This is a genomic window from Pseudolysinimonas kribbensis, from assembly GCF_039531715.1.
Taxonomy (GTDB): Bacteria; Actinomycetota; Actinomycetes; order Actinomycetales; family Microbacteriaceae; genus Pseudolysinimonas; species Pseudolysinimonas kribbensis.
Map to the genome: position 1 here is coordinate 800344 of NZ_BAAAQO010000004.1, position 18457 is coordinate 818800.

15 protein-coding genes are annotated in these 18457 nt (G+C 70.0%); 5 read left to right on the plus strand and 10 right to left on the minus strand.

Going from position 1 to position 18457, the window contains the following annotated elements:
* Window positions 1-13: 13 nt before the first annotated feature.
* The 3 genes from dapC to ABD285_RS14580 are packed head-to-tail and all read right to left on the minus strand — an operon-like array spanning window position 14 to window position 1861.
* Window positions 14-1120, minus strand: coding sequence for a succinyldiaminopimelate transaminase (dapC, locus tag ABD285_RS14570; protein ID WP_284254897.1), 1107 nt, complete (start codon window positions 1118-1120; stop codon window positions 14-16).
* Window positions 1121-1131: 11 nt separating this feature from the next.
* Window positions 1132-1458, minus strand: a complete 327-nt coding sequence (gene fdxA, locus ABD285_RS14575; protein WP_284254896.1) for a ferredoxin — start codon at window positions 1456-1458, stop codon at window positions 1132-1134.
* Window positions 1459-1468: 10 nt separating this feature from the next.
* On the minus strand, window positions 1469-1861 hold the full coding sequence (locus ABD285_RS14580) for a hypothetical protein (protein WP_284254895.1): 393 nt from the start codon (window positions 1859-1861) through the stop codon (window positions 1469-1471).
* A gap of 99 nt (window positions 1862-1960) precedes the next feature.
* On the opposite strand from ABD285_RS14580, the gene efeU reads away from it, so the two are divergent.
* From efeU to efeB, 3 genes are read left to right on the plus strand one after another with little or no spacing between them, the layout of a single operon-like run.
* Window positions 1961-3517 carry an iron uptake transporter permease EfeU gene (gene efeU, locus ABD285_RS14585; RefSeq protein ID WP_284254894.1) on the plus strand — a complete coding sequence of 519 codons (1557 nt, stop codon included), beginning with the start codon at window positions 1961-1963 and terminating at the stop codon, window positions 3515-3517.
* Window positions 3504-4709, plus strand: coding sequence for an iron uptake system protein EfeO (efeO, locus tag ABD285_RS14590; RefSeq protein ID WP_344203178.1), 1206 nt, complete (start codon window positions 3504-3506; stop codon window positions 4707-4709). Before efeU ends, efeO begins: the two co-directional genes overlap by 14 nt.
* Window positions 4706-5965: an iron uptake transporter deferrochelatase/peroxidase subunit gene (efeB, locus tag ABD285_RS14595; RefSeq protein ID WP_344203180.1), complete on the plus strand. Its 1260-nt coding sequence runs from the start codon at window positions 4706-4708 to the stop codon at window positions 5963-5965. The genes efeO and efeB overlap by 4 nt, the downstream gene beginning before the upstream one ends.
* A gap of 25 nt (window positions 5966-5990) precedes the next feature.
* Here efeB and ABD285_RS14600 read toward each other — a convergent pair whose 3' ends face one another.
* The 4 genes from ABD285_RS14600 to ABD285_RS14615 form a co-directional block, all read right to left on the minus strand.
* Complete coding sequence (locus ABD285_RS14600) at window positions 5991-6497, minus strand: hypothetical protein (protein ID WP_344203182.1); 507 nt, start codon at window positions 6495-6497, stop codon at window positions 5991-5993.
* 109 nt (window positions 6498-6606) lie between these two features.
* Window positions 6607-8517 carry a translational GTPase TypA gene (gene typA / locus ABD285_RS14605; protein WP_344203184.1) on the minus strand — a complete coding sequence of 637 codons (1911 nt, stop codon included), beginning with the start codon at window positions 8515-8517 and terminating at the stop codon, window positions 6607-6609.
* A gap of 81 nt (window positions 8518-8598) precedes the next feature.
* Window positions 8599-10425, minus strand: a complete 1827-nt coding sequence (locus ABD285_RS14610) for an ABC transporter family substrate-binding protein (RefSeq protein ID WP_284254889.1) — start codon at window positions 10423-10425, stop codon at window positions 8599-8601.
* Between the two features lie 53 nt (window positions 10426-10478).
* Window positions 10479-12152 (minus strand): dipeptide ABC transporter ATP-binding protein, encoded by a 1674-nt coding sequence (locus tag ABD285_RS14615; RefSeq protein WP_284254888.1) that lies wholly within the window; start codon window positions 12150-12152, stop codon window positions 10479-10481.
* 56 nt (window positions 12153-12208) lie between these two features.
* Between ABD285_RS14615 and ABD285_RS14620 the strand changes: the two genes are divergently transcribed.
* A complete protein-coding gene (locus ABD285_RS14620; protein WP_344203187.1) occupies window positions 12209-12796 on the plus strand; it encodes a PH domain-containing protein in 588 nt (195 codons plus the stop codon).
* Window positions 12797-12837: 41 nt separating this feature from the next.
* On the opposite strand, the gene ABD285_RS14625 is transcribed toward ABD285_RS14620, so the two are convergent.
* From ABD285_RS14625 to ABD285_RS14635, 3 genes are all read right to left on the minus strand, one after another.
* Window positions 12838-13956: an ABC transporter permease gene (locus ABD285_RS14625; protein ID WP_284254885.1), complete on the minus strand. Its 1119-nt coding sequence runs from the start codon at window positions 13954-13956 to the stop codon at window positions 12838-12840.
* Window positions 13953-15500: an ABC transporter permease gene (locus ABD285_RS14630; protein WP_344203189.1), complete on the minus strand. Its 1548-nt coding sequence runs from the start codon at window positions 15498-15500 to the stop codon at window positions 13953-13955. The genes ABD285_RS14625 and ABD285_RS14630 overlap by 4 nt, the downstream gene beginning before the upstream one ends.
* 119 nt (window positions 15501-15619) lie before the next feature.
* Window positions 15620-17380, minus strand: a complete 1761-nt coding sequence (locus ABD285_RS14635; RefSeq protein ID WP_284254884.1) for an ABC transporter family substrate-binding protein — start codon at window positions 17378-17380, stop codon at window positions 15620-15622.
* 269 nt (window positions 17381-17649) lie between these two features.
* On the opposite strand from ABD285_RS14635, the gene ABD285_RS14640 reads away from it, so the two are divergent.
* Window positions 17650-18432 carry a CPBP family intramembrane glutamic endopeptidase gene (locus ABD285_RS14640; protein ID WP_284254883.1) on the plus strand — a complete coding sequence of 261 codons (783 nt, stop codon included), beginning with the start codon at window positions 17650-17652 and terminating at the stop codon, window positions 18430-18432.
* The last annotated feature ends 25 nt before the right edge of the window (window positions 18433-18457 follow it).

An 18457-nucleotide genomic window follows, 5' to 3' on the forward strand; every position in this document is an offset into this window, starting at 1 on the left:
CCAAGACCCTCGATCAGCGGTTGGAGGATGCCGACAGCCGCCGGGCCGCCGCCGCGACCCGCTCGTCGGTGCCGGTCAGCGCCATCCGGATGTGCCGCCGCCCCGCCGCCCCGTAGAACGCCCCGGGTGCCACGACGATGCCGAGCCCGGCGAGCCAGCCGACGGTGTCCCAGGAGTCCTCACCGCGGGTCGCCCAGAGGTAGAGACCGGCGGTGCTCTCGTCGATGCGGAATCCGGCCCGCTCGAGTGCCGGCACGAGCAGGGCGCGGCGGGCGCGGTAGCGCTCCTTCTGCGCGGCGACGTCGGCGTCCGACTCGGGCGACAGCGCCGCGACCATCGCGAGCTGCACCGGCAGCGGCGGGATGAGGCCCGCGTGCTTGCGCACCTCGAGCAGCTCGGCGATCAGGTCGCCGCAGCCCGCGACGAACGCCGCGCGGTAGCCGGCGAGGTTGGACTGCTTCGAGAGCGAGTAGACCGAGAGCACGAGGCGGCGCGAGTCGCCGATGACCTCGGCATCCAGGATGCTCGGCACCGGAGCGTCGGACCCCCAGTTCAGCTCGGCGTAGCACTCGTCGTTCGCGATGACGGCGCCGAGCTCACGCGCGCGCTGCACCGCCCGGCGCAGGAACGGGATGCCGAGCACCTGCCCGTCGGGATTGCGCGGGCTGTTGAGCCAGACCAGTCGCGTCGTGTCGGGCCAGGCGTCGGGGTCGTCCGAGGCGAGCGGCGTCGCACGGGCGATGCGGGCGCCGACCTCGTAGGTCGGGTACGCGGCGGTCGGGTGCACGACGACGTCGCCCTCGCCGATCCCGAGGAGCGTCGGCAGCAGCCCGACCAGCTCCTTCGAGCCGATCGTCGGCAGGGTGTTGCGCGCCTCGAGCGCGACGCCGCGGCGCCGGCCGTACCAGTCGGCGATCGCCTGCCGGAGTGCCGGGGTGCCGGATGTCTGCGGGTACGCGGGCGCGTCGGTCGCGACCGCGAGGGCCTGCCTCACGCGCTCCGGCGTCGGATCGACCGGCGAGCCGACGGCCAGGTCGACCACGCCGTCGGGATGCGCGGCGGCGCGTTCGCGGTACGGCTCCAGCCGGTCCCACGGGAAGTCGGGAAGCGTGAGGCCCATGACGCCGGGGCTCAGTGGCTCTGCGGCGGCAGGGCGCTGACGACCGGGTGGTCGCCGGCGATCACACCGATCTTCGCGGCCCCGCCCGGGGAGCCGACGCCGACCTCGTCGAAGAACTCGACGTTGGCCTTGTAGTAGTCGGACCACTGCTCGGGCAGGTCGTCCTCGTAGAAGATCGCCTCGACGGGGCAGACCGGTTCGCATGCACCGCAGTCGACGCACTCGTCGGGGTGGATGTAGAGCATCCGGTCGCCCTCGTAGATGCAGTCGACGGGGCACTCGTCGATGCAGGCGCGGTCCTTGACATCCACGCAGGGGAGGGCGATGACGTAGGTCACGTCATCGATTCTATGGCCGTCTCGTGAGTGTTCCGGGCCAGGGGACGACGATCGCGACGAGCGCCAGCACGGCCGGTCCGAGGGCCCAGACCCACCCGATCGCGTCGGTCAGCGCGAACATCGGCGAGCCGGCGGCGGGGAACGCGAGCAGCACGGTGCCCGCCACGAATCCGAGCCCGGCGGCCGCGCCGACGACGCGGCTGTCGAACACCAGCCGGAGCCCGAGCACCAGCACGAGGGCGACCGCCAGCCCCGCGATGAGGCCCCAGGGTGCCAGCTGGGCGTGGGTGAAGGTCGTCACGACGCCCGCGATCCCGGCGATGACGAGCGCGAAGACGCAGGAGACGATGACCGCACCCGCCCCCGGCGCCGTGCTCCGCACGTGGCCTGCCTGCTCGCTCATCCGACCTCCGCTGGACACCATAGCCGCGGCCGTCTACAGTCGAATTGTTGGTAAGGATAGCCTTACCGAACTCCCGAACCGATCTCAGGACTGCTCCGCGTGCTCGCTACCCTCGTCATCGGCCTGCGTGAGGGCCTCGAGGCGGCGCTCATCGTCGGCATCATCGCCGCGTTCCTGAAGCGCAACGGCAAATCGCTCCTGCCGATGTGGATCGGGGTCGCCGCCGCCCTCGTCGCGAGCGTCGCCGTGGGCGTCGTGCTCACCGTGATCGAGCAGTCGCTCCCCCAGGCCGCGCAGGAGGGGATGGAGTCGATCATCGGCCTCGTCGCCGTCTTCTTCGTCACGTCGATGATCGTGTGGATGGCGCATCACGCCCGCGGCATGAAGAAGGAGCTCGAGGCGGAGGCCGGCCAGGCGCTGCGCGAGGGCACGGCGTGGGCCCTCGCGGGTATGGCGTTCCTGGCCGTGCTCAAGGAGGGCTTCGAGACGAGCGTCTTCCTGCTCGCGACGTTCCAGGCCTCCACCGACGCCTCGCTCGCCGCCGTCGGCGCCGTCATCGGCGTGCTCGTCTCCGCGGGTATCGGCGTCGGCATCTATCAGGGCGGCATCCGGCTCGATCTGGGTCGGTTCTTCCGCTACACGGGCGTCTTCCTCATCCTCGTCGCCGCCGGTCTCGTGCTCACGATGCTGCGCACGGCGCACGAGGCGGGCTGGATCGTCGCCGGTCAGCAGCGCACCCTCGACCTCGGCTGGCTCGCCCCCAACGGGTCGATCCAGGCGGCGCTCATTACCGGGGTGCTCGGCATCCCGGCCGACCCGCGACTCATCGAGGTCGTCGGCTGGGTCGCCTACCTCGTGCCCATGGCGTTGTTCATGTTCTGGCCGGCAGCGCTCCGGCCGCGCAGCGGCGGCGCCCGTCGCCTGCAGCTCGGCATCGCGATCGCGGCGATCGCGATCGCCGCCGGCGCGGCCGTCGTAGCGCCGCTCGCACTCCAGCCTGCGAATCGTCCGCTCGCGCTGGCGCAGGGCGGCGAGGTCCGGATGTCGGGCGACTCGATCGTCGAGACGTCCGGTGGCCACGAGCGACGGGTCACCCTCCCCGCGTCGGCATCGGTCACCCGGGACGGCGTCACCACGTGGACCCTGAGGTCCACCGATCCGGCGGCGGGGCCGGCCACGCTCAGCCGCACCGCCCTCGCGACGCAGAACGGCGGTCGCCTCCCGGTCGGCGTCGACGCGAACCGCGCGCCCGGGCCGTACCGGGCGACCTGGAGCGCCGCGACGACGCGGTCGGTGCGCGCGGCGGACGGCGCCCTGCTCGACGCATCGCAGCAGCAGACCCGCGTCGTGACGCTCTCGGGCGGGGGTCTCAGCACGCCCCGCACGTTCTCGGTCTCCGGCGGCGAGAACTGGCGCGCCTCCGACGCCGCCGTCGCCGCCGCCGGCGCCTCCCGGACCGCCGCGATCGCCGAGCAGCGCCTGTGGGGCGCCCAGGTGCCCGCCGCGCTCGTCGTCGCGGCCCTCGTGCTCGCGGCGTTCGCGCTGCGCTCGTTCCGACGCGACCGGCGCGAGGCCGCGACCCCGGCATCCGGTCGCCCGCCCGCCTCTCCCCTGACCGCCGCACAGAACAGGACCAGCCTCCATGCGACCCACTAAGGCCATCGTCTCGACCGCGGCCGGCATCGTCGGCCTCGCGATCGCCCTGGCCGGCTGTTCGGCCGCCACCCCGGGCGGCGCCTCCAGGTCGCACGGTGCCGCGCAGGTGACGATCACGCTGACCAGCGGCGGGTCGGGCGACGCCTGCATGCTCGACGCGAGCACCGCCGCCGCCGGCCCCGTGACCTTCACGATCAAGAACTCCAGCTCGACGGCGATCACCGAGGTCGAGCTGCTGAGCGATCAGCGCATCATCGGCGAGAAGGAGAACCTCGCCCCGGGTCTCAAGCCCACGAGCCTCACGCTGACCCTCGGTGGCGGCACCTACCAGGTGTACTGCCCCGGCGCGGAGAAGGAGCTGCAGGACTTCCGGGTCACCGGCAAGGCCGCGTCGACCCCCGGCGGCAGCGCCTCCGCGCTGCTCACGAAGGGCACCCAGGGCTACGCGCGGTACGTCGCGGGCGTGCTCTCCGACATGACCACGGCGGTCGCGGCGCTGCAGAAGGCCGTCGATTCGGGCGACGTGGACGCGGCCAAGGCGGCGTACGCCCTGGCGCGCCCGTTCTACGAGAAGGTCGAGTCGGATGTCGACGGCTTCCTGCTGCCCGGCACCGGCCCGACCGACAACACGGGCAACCTCGACTACCTCATCGACATGCGCGCATCGAACCTCGACCCCGCGGTCGGCTGGCACGGATTCCACGCCGTCGAGCGCGACCTCTGGACCACGGGCATCACCGCGAACACGCGGGCGCAGGCCGCGGAGCTCACCGCCAACGTCACGAAGCTCGCCGCGCTCGCCAAGGGTCTCACGTACAAGCCCGAGGACCTCGCCAACGGCGCCGCCGACCTCCTCGACGAGGTGCAGGCGAACAAGATCACGGGCGAGGAGGAGCTCTACAGCCACCTCGACATCGTCGACTTCGCCGCCAACGTCGAGGGCGCGCAGCAGGCGTTCGCCTACCTCCGGCCGGGTCTGACGAAGATCGACGCGGGCCTGACGAAGCAGGTCGCCGCCCAGTTCGACAAGGTGAACGCGGCGCTGGACGCCTACCGCGACCCGGGCCAGGCGGGCGGCTACAAGGTCTACGACGCGGCCACCAGGGCCGCGGATGCGGGGCAGCTGAGCCGGCTGGTGCAGTCGCTGCAGACCCCCCTCTCCAAGATCGCCGAGAAGGTCGCCACCGCGTGACGTCGAGCGATCGCGACCGGTCCTCCGGCCTGTCCCGCCGCGGGCTGCTCCTCGGGGCGGCCGGCGGCGGTCTCGTCGTCGGCGCCGCGGCGGGCGTCGGGGGGATGGCGATCGCGAACGCCGTGCAGAACCACGACGAGGAGGTCATCGACCTCACCCGCAGCTTCCCCTTCTACGACCAGGCGCATCAGGCCGGCATCCAGACGCCGCCGCAGCGCTACACGGTCTTCATGACGTTCGACCTGGCCAGCGACGCGCGCCAGGACCTGCAGGTGCTGCTCGCGCGCTGGTCCGGCGCGATCGCGCAGGTCATGGCGGGGCGCACGGTCGGGGCCGTCGAGCCGGCGCGACCGGATGCCGTGGCACCCGACACCGGCGAGGCCCTCGACCTCGCACCGGCGGGGCTCACGGTGACGGTCGGACTCGGACCGGGCGTCTTCGACGAGCGGTTCGGCCTCGGCGACCGGAGGCCGCGGCATCTGCGGCCGCTGCCCGACCTGCCGAGCGACCGCCTCCAGTCGGGGATCAGCGGGGGCGACCTGAGCGTCCAGGCGTGCGCCGACGACCCGCAGGTGGCGTATCACGCCGTGCGCGACCTCGCGCGGATGGCGCAGCCCACGGCATCCACCCGTTGGACGGTGCTCGGATTCGGGCGCGCGTCGGCGGGCACCGGCCAGAAGACGCCGCGCAACCTCCTGGGCTTCAAGGACGGCACCCGCAACATCACCGACGACCCCGACTTCGAGCGATTCGTCTGGGCCCGCGACGACGAGCCGGGCTGGGCGCGCGGCGGCAGCTACCAGGTGGTGCGCAAGATCCAGATGAACATCGAGAACTGGGACTCCGACGAGATCCGCGACCAGCAGCGCGTCTTCGGCCGCGGGAAGGTCGAGGGACAGCCGCTCACCGGGCACGCCGAGCACGACACGCCCGACTTCGGGAAGAAGGACGCGGCGGGCGAGCTCGTGATCTCCGACACGTCGCACGTGGCGCTCGCGGCGCACGAGAACAACGGGGGGCTGAAGATCCTGCGTCGCGGCTACAACTACACCGACGGCATCAACCAGTTCGGCGTGCTCGACGCCGGCCTGCTGTTCATCTCGTATCAGAACGACCCGGAGCACTTCCTCGCGCTGCAGCGCCGGCTCGGCTCATCGGACCGGCTCAACGAGTACATCGCCCACATCGGCTCGGGGCTGTTCTTCACGCCGGCCGCGCCCCAGCGGGGCGGCTACCTCGCCGAGAAGCTGTTCTGATCAACACCCGTGCCGTCCGAGACGGTCACCGGGATCCCTGCGACTCGGTGACCGTGTAATTCGCGACCCAGCCGGTCTTGTCGTCGGCTTTGGTGACGACGACGAGCACCGCGTCGGGATCCTTGAGGAACGTGCCCGTGCCTCCCTCGGCATCGCCGGGATCCGGCTCGGTGTCGACGGCGAAGCCCGCACCCTTCAGCTGCGACGAGATCTTGCCGTAGTCGCCGGCGCCCGAGACCTTGATCGTCGCGTTCCAGATGCGTCCATCGGTCGTCTTGGCGTTGCCGGCCGCGGCGCCGAAGAGCACGTCGCCGTGGATGACGGGCACCGATGCCGGCCAGTCCGACGGCAGCTTGCCGGTGCCGATCGAGCCGACGCCGGGGATCGAGATGCCGCCGCTCTTGCCGTCGGAACCGGGGAGGGAGCCGCCGCCCGGATGCGGGATGAGGCTGCAGCCGGAGAGGACGAGCGCCGCAAGGACCAGGGCGCCCGCCGCCGCTGGTGTGCGCCCGGTGCGCGAGATGATCGTCATGCGACCAGTGAAGCGACGGCGCGTAATGGCCGCGTAACAGCTATGCCGGCCGGGCGGTCGAGACGACCACCCGCGCAACCGGCGCGAAGGTCAGAAATGACCTTCGCCGCTATGCCGGTTGCGCTCGCTTGGCACGGGCGGTCGCGCGCGCGCGCTGCGACTGGTCGAGCTCCACCTTGCGGATGCGCACCATCTCGGGCGTCACCTCGACGCACTCGTCCTCGCGCGCGAACTCGAGGCACTCCTCGAGCGTCAGCTGACGCGGCGGGGTGAGCTTCTCGAAGTTGTCGGCGGTCGACTGCCGCATGTTGGTGAGCTGCTTCTCCTTGGTGATGTTGACGTCCATGTCGTCGGCGCGCGAGTTCTCGCCCACCACCATGCCCTCGTAGACCTCCTGCGTCGGCTCGACGAAGAAGCTCATGCGCTCCTGCAGTGCGACCATCGCGAACGGGGTCGCGACGCCGGAGCGGTCGGCCACGATCGAGCCGTTGACCCGGGTCGTGATCTGCCCCGCCCACGGACCGTACCCGTGCGAGATCGCGTTGGCGATGCCGGTGCCGCGCGTGACGGTGAGGAATTCGGTGCGGAATCCGATGAGACCGCGCGAGGGCACCGTGAACTCCATCCGCACCCAGCCGGTGCCGTGGTTCGACATGACGCCCATCTGGCCCTTGCGCGCCGCCATGAGCTGCGTGATCGCCCCCAGGAACTCCTCGGGCGCGTCGATCGTCAGGTGCTCGAACGGCTCGTGCAGCTTGCCGTCGATCTGCCGGGTCACGACCTGCGGCTTGCCGACGGTGAGCTCGAAGCCCTCGCGGCGCATGTTCTCGACCAGGATGGCGAGGGCCAGCTCGCCGCGGCCCTGCACCTCCCACGCGTCCGGGCGTCCGATGTCGACCACGCGGATCGACACGTTGCCGACGAGCTCGCGGTCGAGCCGGTCCTTGACCATGCGCGCGGTGAGCTTGTGGCCCTTCACCTTGCCCATGAGGGGCGACGTGTTGGTGCCGATCGTCATCGAGATGGCGGGCTCGTCCACCGAGATCGCCGGCAGCGGCCGGATGTCGTCGGGGTCGGCGATCGTCTCGCCGATCATGATGTCCTCGACGCCCGCGATCGCGACGATGTCGCCCGCGTGCGCCTCCTCGGCCGGGTAGCGCTCCAGCGCGCGGGTCTTCATGAGCTCCGTGATGCGCACGTTGGCGGTGCCGCCGTCGAGATGCACGCGCGCGACGGTCTGGCCCTTCTTGAGCGTGCCGGCGAAGACGCGCAGCAGCGCGATGCGGCCGAGGAACGGCGACGCGTCGAGGTTGGTCACCCACGCCTGCAGCGGAGCCTCGTCGTCGTAGGTGGGAGCGGGCACGTGGGTGAGGATCGCGTCGAACAGCGGCTCGAGATCGTCGTTATCGGGAAGCGACCCGTCGGCGGGGCGGTTCCAGCTCGCGGCGCCGTTGCGGCCCGACGCGTAGATCACGGGCACGTCCAGCAGCGCGTCGACGTCGAGGTCCGGCACGTCGTCGACGAGGTCGCTCGCGATGCCCAGCAGCAGATCGTGGCTCTCCTCCACGACCTCGGCGATGCGCGCATCCGGACGGTCGGTCTTGTTGACCGCCAGGATGACGGGCAGCTTCGCCTCGAGCGCCTTACGCAGCACGAACCGGGTCTGCGGCAGCGGGCCCTCGCTCGCGTCGACGAGCAGCACCACGCCGTCCACCATCGACAGCCCGCGCTCGACCTCGCCGCCGAAGTCGGCGTGGCCGGGGGTGTCGATGACGTTGATCGTCACGGGGCCGTTCTGGGCGTGGACGCCCTTGTACGTGATCGCCGTGTTCTTGGCGAGGATCGTGATGCCCTTCTCGCGCTCGAGATCGTTCGAGTCCATCGCGCGTTCCTCGACGTGCGCATGCTCGCCGAACGATCCGGTCTGGCGGAGCATGGCGTCGACGAGCGTCGTCTTGCCGTGGTCGACGTGGGCGACGATCGCGACGTTGCGCAGGTCGTCACGAGTGGCCTGAGCCATGGCAGCACCTCGGAAGGGAAGATAAGGGGATCGGCGATCGGAAGGCGACGCCGACGGCGATTCTACCGGGAGCGGCGGAGTTCAGCCGGTGCGGGTCGGCTCGGGGCTCGGCGAGGCCGGCTTCCAGGCCCAGGCGTTCCAGAACACGCCGGCCCTCAGCGGCGAGCGGGTCACCCCCGTGACGGTGCCGTCCACGGCCGTCACGATCGGGTAGGCGAAGAGCGGCAGACCGTACGCGGCCGCCCACAGTCGGGTGTCGAGCCGGGCCAGCAGCTTGCGATGCTCGGCCGGATCGTCGCTCGCCCGCGCGGCGTCGATGAGGGCGTCGCTCTGCGGATCGGAGTACCCGCTGAAGTTCGCCAGCTGCGAACCGGTGCGGTAGACGGCGCCGACAGCGGCGGCCCCGAGCCGCGTCGTGTCCCAGGCGAACAGGGAGGCGTCGTAGCTGCCCGGCACCCCGAGGAGGTCGGCCCAATCGCTGCTCGAGCAGTCGGTCACCTGGAACCCCGCCTTCGCGGCGGACGCCCGGATGAGCTGGAACTCCGTGACCCGGCGCGGGTTGGCCGGGTCGTAGAGCACGCACACCGCCGGGTTCGGCGTGCCGGCCTGCGCGAGCAGCGTGCGGGCGGCATCCGGATGCATGGTGCGGTGCTCCTTCGACCCGTTCGTCGCGATCGCCGCGTCGTACCCGTCCGAGCCGGGGCGCAGCACGAAGGAGTCCAGCACCCCCGCGCCCTGCTGCACGGGCGCGACGAGCCGGTCGACGATCTCCTGCCGCGGCACCACGTCGAGGAAGGCCCGGCGCACGCGCTCATCCGCGAACACGCCGTTGCGCGATCCCGCGAGCTGCAGGTCGAGGTGCTCGAAGATCGCCTCGCTGCCCGGCGTGACGGTGACACCCGGCACGTCGAGGAGCGTCTTCAGCACGGATGCCGTCGGCGTCGGCGAGACGATGTCGACCGTTCCGGCCTCCAGCGCCTTCGCCTGCTCGAGCGGATCCGGGATGACGCGCAGCACGATCCGCTGCACCGAGGGCGCTCGGCTGCCGCGGTATCTCGGGTTCGCCTCGAGCGTGATCGCCTGCGCGGCGACGCTGCGCACCCGGTACGGCCCCGACGACACGAGCAGGGCGCGGTCCCGTGGCGTCGCGCCGAGGTCGTACGCGGTGTCCCAGGTGCGCGCGATGCGGGCGAGCCGGTCGACGTCCTTCTTCTGCACGGCCTCGACGACGCGCTTGTCGGCGGAGGCGGCGGAGGTGGAAGCCGGCAGCCCGAGCGCCCGCCGTGCGACCACGTGCGCCGGCAGCCCCGGTGCCAGCAGTGTCCTCCAGTCCGGCGCGAACGCGTCGAACTGCACGGTGATCGAGCGGTGGTCGGAGCCGAGCACCGGCGTGCGCGAGACGCGTTCGAGTCCGGCTCCGACGGCACCGTCGAACCAGACGGTGCCGTCGGGGAACGGCCGGGTGATGCGTCCCGTCGCGGCATCGACGTAGGGCGTCACGTCGAACTTCGGGGTGTTGAGCGCCCCGGAGTTCGCGGCCCAGTCCAGGAGCAGGTCGGCGGGGGTGACCGGGGCGCCATCCGACCAATGGGCATCGGGCGAGATGCTGTAGGTCACGGTGAGCGGATCCCGCTTCACGACGGACGCCGTGCCGAACGAGGTGTCGTCGACCTCGTGGTACGCGTCGTCGGTGTAGCCGAAGCCCGTGCTCGTCAGCGCCGCGACGGCCGCGTTGGTGTCGGACTGCCGCCCGTACGAGGTCTCCGCGTTGAGCGAGGTCAGCGGATCGGTGACCGCGATCGACACGGCCGAGCCGCGCACGAGCGGTGACGGGGTGGCCGTGCAGCCGCCGAGCAGCAGTACCGCCGCAGCGGCGACGACCAGCAGGCCGGATGCGGGCTTGACCACGGGGCTCCACCCTACCGACGGGATCCCGGGATCCCGCGGGGAGCGGCCGGCTCTCAGGCGACGCGACGCGACTCGCGGCGCTCCCGCTGCTCGGTCGGGTCGGGCACCGGCACCGCGGCGATGAGCCGCTGCGTGTACGGGTCCTTCGGGTGCCGCAGGATCTGGTCCGGCGTGCCCACCTCGACGAGGTGCCCCTTGTTCATGACCGCGATGCGGTGCGCGAGCATGTCGACGACCGCCAGGTCGTGACTGATGAACAGGCACGCGAACTGGAGCTCCCGCTGCAGACCCTGCAGCAGGTCCAGGAAGCGCGCCTGCACCGAGACGTCGAGCGCGGAGGTGGGCTCGTCGGCGACGAGCAGTGATGGTTTCAGCGCGAGCGCGCGAGCGATGCCGACGCGCTGCCGCTGCCCGCCGGAGAGTTCGTGCGGGTACCGGTTGCGGAAGCTGCGCGGCAACTCGACCTGGTCGAGCAGCTCCTCGACGCGGTGGGCGAGTTGCGAACCCTCGGCCGTCTTCGACAGCAGCAGCGGCTCGCCGATCGACTGGCCGATCGGGAAGCGCGGGTTGAGCGAGGACCCCGGGTCCTGGAACACGATGCCGATCGAACGCCGGACCTCCCGCAGCTTCGAGCGCGACACCGTCGCCAGGTCGACGCCCTGCACGACGAGCGAGCCCTCCTTGACCGGCAGCAGTCCGACGGATGCCCGCCCGACCGTCGTCTTGCCCGAGCCCGACTCGCCCACCAGCCCGACGACCTCGCCGGGGTGGATGTCGAGGGTGAACCCCTCCACCGCACGGAACGCGGGCACCCGCCCGTGCTTCGGGTACTCGATCGCGACATCGGTGAGCTGCAGCACCGGGGCATCGGACCCACGGCTCAGGGTGACGGCCTCCCGGTCGCTCAGCTGCAGACGCGGCACCGCCGCGAGGAGCTGCTGCGTGTAGGGGTGGGTCGGCCGCGCGAAGATCTGGTCGACCGTGCCGTTCTCGACGATCGCGCCGTCCTTCATGACGATGACCTTGTCGGCCAGGTCGGCGACGACCCCCATGTCGTGCGTGATCAGGATGATCGCGCTGTTCAGCCGCGAACGGAGGTTGCGCATCAGGTCGAGGATCTCGGCCTGCACGGTCACGTCGAGCGCGGTGGTCGGCTCGTCGGCGATGAGCAGCAGCGGGTCGCACGAGATCGCCATCGCGATCATCGCGCGCTGGCGCTGGCCGCCGGAGAGCTGGTGCGGGTACTTCTTGACCGTCGTCTCGGGCGTGGGCATCTCGACCATGGTCAGGAGCTCGATGGCCCGGGCCTCCGCCTCGACCGGTGTCATGTCGAGGTGCGTGCGCAGGCTCTCGCCGATCTGGAACCCGATCGTGTACACGGGGTTCAGGGCCGTCATGGGCTCCTGGAAGATCACCGCGACGTCCTTGCCCCGGATGGAGCGCAGCCGGCCGTCCGGGATGCCGATCAGCTCCTTGCCGCCCAGCTTCGCGCTGCCCGCCACACGGCCGTTCTGCGGGGTCAGGCCGAGCAGCGCCATCGAGCTCGAGCTCTTGCCCGAGCCGGACTCGCCCACGATCGCGAGCACCTCGCCCGCCTTGACGTCGTAGCTGAGGCCCTTCGCCGCGGGATACCAGACGCCGTCGACCCAGAAGTCCAGGTCGAGGCGCTCGACCTGGAGGATCGGCGTCGCGGCGTCCGCGGTCGGGGCCGGGTTCGGCGTGCTCATCGGGTGGTTCCCCTCGGGTGGTCGGGTCGCCGGGTGGCGGGGACGAGAATGTGGGGGTGGCGATCGGACCCCAGGAGACCGTGCTCTATCCCGTCGGCTCCCGCGTCCTCGCGGGGCTCGTGGTGGCGATCTGCGCCGTGGTCGAGGTGTCGCTGGTGGTCTACGGACACGGTGACGTGCTGCTGCGGGGAACGCCCGCGGTCCTGCTCGTCGCCGTCGCGGCCGTCGTGGTGTTCTGGATGCCGCGGCTCGAGCTGGATCCGGCGGAGCTGCGCGTCGTCAATCCGCTGCGCACGCACGACGTGTCGTGGGCCGCGATCCGCGACATCGACTCGCGCTGGTCGCTGACCCTCGACACGGAGCGCGGGCGCATCACGGCGTGGGCGGCGCCCTCCCCCGGCCCGTTCAGTCAGCTCGGACGGGCGCGCCGCAGCCTGCTGTCGCTGTCGCTCAGCCGGCGTCGCGAGGAGGGCGGCGCGGAGCAGTCCCGCTCCCTCGTCGTGCGCCAGTGGAGCAGCTACCGCGACCGGGGACTGCTCGGCGCGGTCGAGGGCCCGGGCGTGCGGACGCGGTGGAACATCGTGCCGGTGAGCGCACTCGCCGTGCTCGTGCTGGCGACGGTCCTCGGCGCGGCCTGGCCCTGATCCGACGCGCTGGCGCGTCGTCACGACGCGACGACGCATCGTCACGAGGCGCTCCCCGCGGCCGCCGCCGTGGCCCGCTCGACCTCCATCGCCCGCTCGCGGCGCGCGCGGCGGGTGAGCCCGCGACGCTGCCGCGGGTCGAACGCGTCGCGCAGCCCGTCGCCGATGAAGTTGATCGTCAGCGCGATGACGACGATGAACAGGCCGGGCCACCAGAACAGCCAGGGCCGGGTCGAGAACGCCGCCTGGTACTGACTGATGATGAGGCCGAGCGAGGTGTCGGGCGACCGGACGCCGAAGCCGAGGAAGCTGATCGCGGCCTCGGTGAGGATCGTCGCCGACATGGTGAGCGTCGCGGAGACGATGATGACGCCGACCGTGTTCGGCAGGATGTGCCGGAAGATGATGCGGGCATCCGACGCTCCGGCGACCTTCGCCGCTTCGACGAACTCGCGCTCGCGCAGGGCGAGCACCTCGCCGCGCACGAGCCGGGCGAGCGTGGTCCAGAGCAGCGCACCGAGGAAGATGCCGAGGAAGGCCGGCCCGGCGCCGCCGACCGTCTGCCCGACGATCGCGGCGATCAGGTAGAACGGCACGATGATCGTGATGTCGGTCAGGCGCATGAGCACAGCGTCGATCCAGCCGCCGAAGTAGCCGGCGATCGACCCGAGCGTGACGCCGATGAACGTCGAGACGATGCCCGCGAGGAAGACGATCATGAGGGACTGCTGGGTTCCCCGCATGACCTGCGCGAACATGTCGTGCCCCACGGTGTCCTGCCCGAGCGGGTGGATGCCGATGTTGAACGGCACGAGCGAGAGCGTCGGCTCGCCGCCGTTGATCACGTCGGGCACCTGGGCGTAGGTCCACATCCACCAGCCGTGGATCTGCACGCCGAACGCATCGATGCCCTGCGACGTGAACGCGAGCACGACGACGATGGCCAGGATGATCAGACAGATCATCGCGGCGCGATGCCGGAAAAAGCGCCGGGTCACGATGCGGCCGAGGCTCAGGCCTTCGACCTCGTGCATCTCGATCGAGGCCTCGTCGTTCTGCTCGAGCAGGCCGTCCGCGCTCTGGAGCGCGAGGTTGCGCGGGTCCTCGCCGCCGGGCGTGCCGACGTCGCTGGAACCGGCGTTGAGCTGTCCGAAGGTCATGCGGTCACCCGGATCCTGGGGTCGAGCGCCGAGTACACGATGTCGGCGAGGAAGTTGAACACGATGACGGTGATCGCGGTCACGAGGAAGAAGCCCATGATCGGGTTCACATCCACCTTGCGCAGCGCCTGAACGAACAGGGCCCCCATGCCCGACCAGGCGAAGACGGTCTCCGTGAGCACGGCGCCGCTGATGAGCGCGCCGAGGTCGAGCGCGATGATCGTCGTGATCGGGATGAGCGCGTTGCGGAACGCGTGCCGCATCACGACGGTGCGCTCCGTGAGGCCCTTGGCCCGCGCCGTTCGGATGTAATCCTGGTTCAGCACGTCGAGCAGGCTGGCCCGCGCGTAGCGGCTGTAGCTCGCGACCGAGATCAGGATGAGCGCGGTCGTCGGCAGGATGAGATGCGAGAACGTGTCGAGCCCGTTGATCCAGAACACCGCGTCGAGGTCGGGGGTGTTCGCCCCGACGGTGGAGATCGGCCGGCCGTTGGTGACCTGATCGGAGTAGATGCCCCACGACTCCATGAACCGGTCGATCAGCACGATGAGGATCGTCGCGAACGCCGTGATGGCGCCGGTGCGGATCTGCGGCCGCCGGTCGTTCCCGCCCCAGAGCCATCCGCCGACACCGCCCAGCACGATCATCACGGCGATGAGCAGCAGCACCGTGCCGATGTTGATGACGCCGAACTGGTTGAACAGCAGGTGCAGGGGGTAGTAGAGCGCGAGGCCGATGCCGAGCGCGACGCTGAGTGCCGTGTACCGGGAGCGCTTGTTCGCCCAGCCGGTGGAGAGCACCGTGACGATGACGGCCGCCCCGATCGCGAGCGCGGGCGTGACGACCGGGCCGAGCGAGGGGGTCTTGAACCAGCCGGTGAGGTTCGTGAAGGTCAGCACGGCGATCGGCGCGAGGACGGCGACGCCGAACACGATGAGCCGCCGGCGCCAGCCGCCCCCGACGATGCCCATCCAGACCACGCCCGAGACCACGGCGATGATGCCGATCCAGAGCGGTGGGATCACTGGACTCGACAGGAAGTCGTTGAAGTTGATGGCCGCGAACTGCTTGAGCATGACCGCGACCCAGAACACCGGGAGCGAGAAGAACAGGAACGCGATGAACGTGGTGATGTAGTCGAACGTCGAGTAGATACGCAGGGCGGTCGCGATGCCGATCGTCACGCCGATGATCAGGCCGATGACGAATGCGGTGGTGACCAGCTGCAGGGTCGCGCCCATCGCGGAGCCGAGCGCGTCGGTCACGTGCTGGCCGTCGATCGTGTCGCCGAGCGTGAACTTGCCGACGAAGCCGGCGAGGATGCCGCCGAACCAGATGAAGTACCGCAGATACGGCGGGATGTCGAGCTGCAGCGCAGCGATGCGCTGCTCCATGAGGGCGTGCTTCTGGGCGGTGGGAAGCGTCGAGCTGCGGAGGTCGGCGAGGGGGTCCGAGGAGTTCGCCGCGAGGTTGTAGACGAGATAGGAGGCGACGAAGAGCACCACGAGGGATGCCAGGATCCGTCGGACGATGAACGAGACCACGGTGGGACTTCCTTGTTCTGGTGAGCGGGACGATACCCGCGACGGGGGGCGGTCGCGAGTCGGGGCCGTGCGTTTGCGGCACGACCCCGACCCGCTGCGACGGCTAGGCCGTCACGCGACTACTTCTTCTCCGTCCACTCCCAGAAGTTCCAGAAGATGTTCGGGCTGTACGGCGCGTCGGAGACGTTGGAGATCTTCGACGACCAGGCCGAGACATCCGGCAGCTGGAACAGCGGCATGGTGACCGCGTTCTTGAAGAGCAGGCCGTCGATCTTCTTGAGGTCCGGGATCGCCGCGGCATCCGTGGTCTGTCCCTCGATCGACTCCCACAGCTTGTCCACGTCGGCGTTCGAGAAGCCCTGGAAGTTGCTGCCGCCCTTGGTCTTGAACGCACCCTCGTTGCCGGTCACGGCGCCGGAGGTCGACTGCCACGCGAACACGGTCGCGTCGTAGTCGTACTTGCCCGAGCCGAGGCCGTTGGCGCCGAAGTACTCGTCACCGGACTTGCCGACATCCACGACCTTGAACCCGGCCTGCGCAGCCGAGGCCTGCGTGAGCTGGAACTCGCTGGCACGACGCGGGTTGTCGTTCGCGTAGGCGAACTTGACGACCGGGTTGGTCACGCCGGCCTTCGCGAGCAGCGCCTTGGCACCCTCCACATCGACCTTGTCGTAGTCCGACGAGCCGTTCGACTTGATGACGTCGTCGTAGCCGGGCTGTCCGGGCAGGAAGAGCGCCGAGTCGTCGAGCTTCGCCGAGGACGAGAGCGGCGTGATGAGGCGGGTCAGCATCTCCTGACGGGGAAGGACCTTCAAGAACGCCTGACGCACCCAGAGCGCCTTCTGCTCGTCGCCGCCGTAGGCCGCGGGCGAGAAGACGCCGTGGTCCATCGTGAGGTCGATGTGCTCGTAGGTGGCCGTCGGGGTGGTCGTGGACTCGATACCCTTCTGCCCCTGAAGCGCCTTCACCGTGTCGGCGGTGGCCTGGCCGTACAGGACGCTGAGCTCGCCGTTCAGGAGGGCCTGCACCTGTGCGGTCTGGTCCGCGATGAAGCGGATCGTGACCTTCGCGATCTTCGGCTTCGGACCCCAGTTGTAGTCCGGGTTCGCCACGAGCGTCACGTACTGCTTGGTGAGCGACTGCACCTTGTACGGACCGAAGGTCGTCAGCAGCTTCTTGTCCTTCGGCGTCGACGTCATGTCGAAGCCGTTCTTCCAGACCTTGGCCAGCTTCTTCAGTGTCGCGGTGTCGTTGTCCTTGATCGCCTTCACGACCGCGTTCTGGGCGTCCTTGCCGGTCTTCTTGTCGATACCGGCCTCCTCCCAGACGACCGCCGAGGGCACGTTCGGCGCGATGGAGGGCAGGATCTCCCAGTCCACCCAGGGGCTGTCGAACGTGATGGTGATCGACCGTCCGTCGTCGCCGATCGTCGGGGTCTTGGTGACCTTGTCGAGACCCGAGCCCGCGGCGACACCGCCGAAGTTCACGCCCTTGGGGTCGTTGTACTTCGAGATGCTCGAGGCCCACGCCAGGATCATGTCCGCGGCGTCGACGGGCGCGCCGTCGGTCCACTTGACGCCGTCGTTGATCGTGTACTTCACCTTGAGCGGGTCGTTCGAGAGCTTCTTGTACGTGCCGAACGCCGTGTTCTTGGTGAGCTTGGTCTGCTCGTAGTAGTTGAACAGGAGCCCCTGGTACAGGTACGCGGGGTTCGAGTTGTACGTCGAGTAGTTGGTCGCGGTGAACGCGTTCATCGTCGTCATGGCCGAGTTCTGAGCCACGCTGATCGAGGTGCCGCTGACGACCTCCGAGCCGCCTCCCGCCGAGCAGCCGGTCAGGACCAGCGCGGCTGCCGCGACGGCCGCTGTGATGGCGGCCAATCGTTTGATATGCAATTTTCCTCCTGTGCAGAAAACCGACGCGGCGCACACCAGTGGTCCGGGGCGTCCGCGCTGACACCATGACCCTAGGTGGGGGCCGACGGTTGCCAAAACCGTAAGGGGAATCGTTACATCTCGGAAATGCAGAGTGCAAATTCTTGCGCGATTAGCGCATTCGTGCAGCGATATGGCGCGCAACGACGGAATCATGCGCGTGGAATCGGCGCCGTGGCGGATATGCGTCCCCGAGGATGCCTACGATCGGTGACGTGACCGCCCCCGTCTTGTCGAGGTCCGACAAGGGGCGTATCTGGTGGCAGATCGTCCTCGTGCTGGGGCTCGGCCTCGGACAGTCGGCGATCTACGCGATCGTGTCGCTGATCGACTACGCCACCCGGCCCGGCGGTCTCGCCGGCCAGACCACGACGCTGAACCCCACCCAGAGCGCACGGCAGTACATCGATCTCACCTATCAGCTGCTCGACATCGCCTTCTCGCTGGCGCCGGTCGTGCTTGCCGGCTACTTCGTGTGGAGCTCGGCCCGGCCGCACCTCGGTCGGCTCGGCGTCGTACGACCGCGCGCATCCGATCCCCTGTGGGCGCTCGGCCTCGCCCTGGTGATCGGCGCGGGCGGGATCGGCGTCTACGTCCTCGCGCGGCAACTCGGCTTCGCGGTGGGCGTCGACGCATCCGGTCTCGCGCCCTACTGGTGGACGGTGCCCGTCCTGCTGCTGTCCGCCCTGCGATCGGGACTGCAGGAGGAGCTCGTGGTGCTGGGCTTCCTCTACGACCGACTCGGCAGCCTCGGCTGGAACCGGTGGGCCATCATCCTGACCGCGGCCCTCGTGCGCGGCAGCTACCACCTGTACCAGGGGTGGGGCGGGTTCGCGGGCAACCTCGTCATGGGCCTGATCTTCGGGTGGCTCTACACGCGGGTGAAGCGGGTGCTGCCGTTCGTCGTCGCGCACTTCCTCATCGACGCGGTGGTCTTCGTGGGTTACGCGTGGGCGGCGACGACGTTCCCATCGCTGTTCGGTGTGAGCGGCCACTGAACGCGCACCGGTCAGCACGTAGGAT

What these genes read in the sequence shown, in the direction of transcription:
- dapC (WP_284254897.1), bottom strand. Translation starts at nt 1,120, where the DNA reads ATGGGCCTCACGCTTCCCGACTTCCCGTGGGACCGGCTGGAGCCGTAC.
- ABD285_RS14580 (WP_284254895.1), bottom strand. Translation starts at nt 1,861, where the DNA reads ATGAGCGAGCAGGCAGGCCACGTGCGGAGCACGGCGCCGGGGGCGGGT.
- efeO (WP_344203178.1), top strand. Translation starts at nt 3,504, where the DNA reads ATGCGACCCACTAAGGCCATCGTCTCGACCGCGGCCGGCATCGTCGGC.
- ABD285_RS14600 (WP_344203182.1), bottom strand. Translation starts at nt 6,497, where the DNA reads ATGACGATCATCTCGCGCACCGGGCGCACACCAGCGGCGGCGGGCGCC.
- typA (WP_344203184.1), bottom strand. Translation starts at nt 8,517, where the DNA reads ATGGCTCAGGCCACTCGTGACGACCTGCGCAACGTCGCGATCGTCGCC.
- ABD285_RS14615 (WP_284254888.1), bottom strand. Translation starts at nt 12,152, where the DNA reads ATGAGCACGCCGAACCCGGCCCCGACCGCGGACGCCGCGACGCCGATC.
- ABD285_RS14625 (WP_284254885.1), bottom strand. Translation starts at nt 13,956, where the DNA reads ATGACCTTCGGACAGCTCAACGCCGGTTCCAGCGACGTCGGCACGCCC.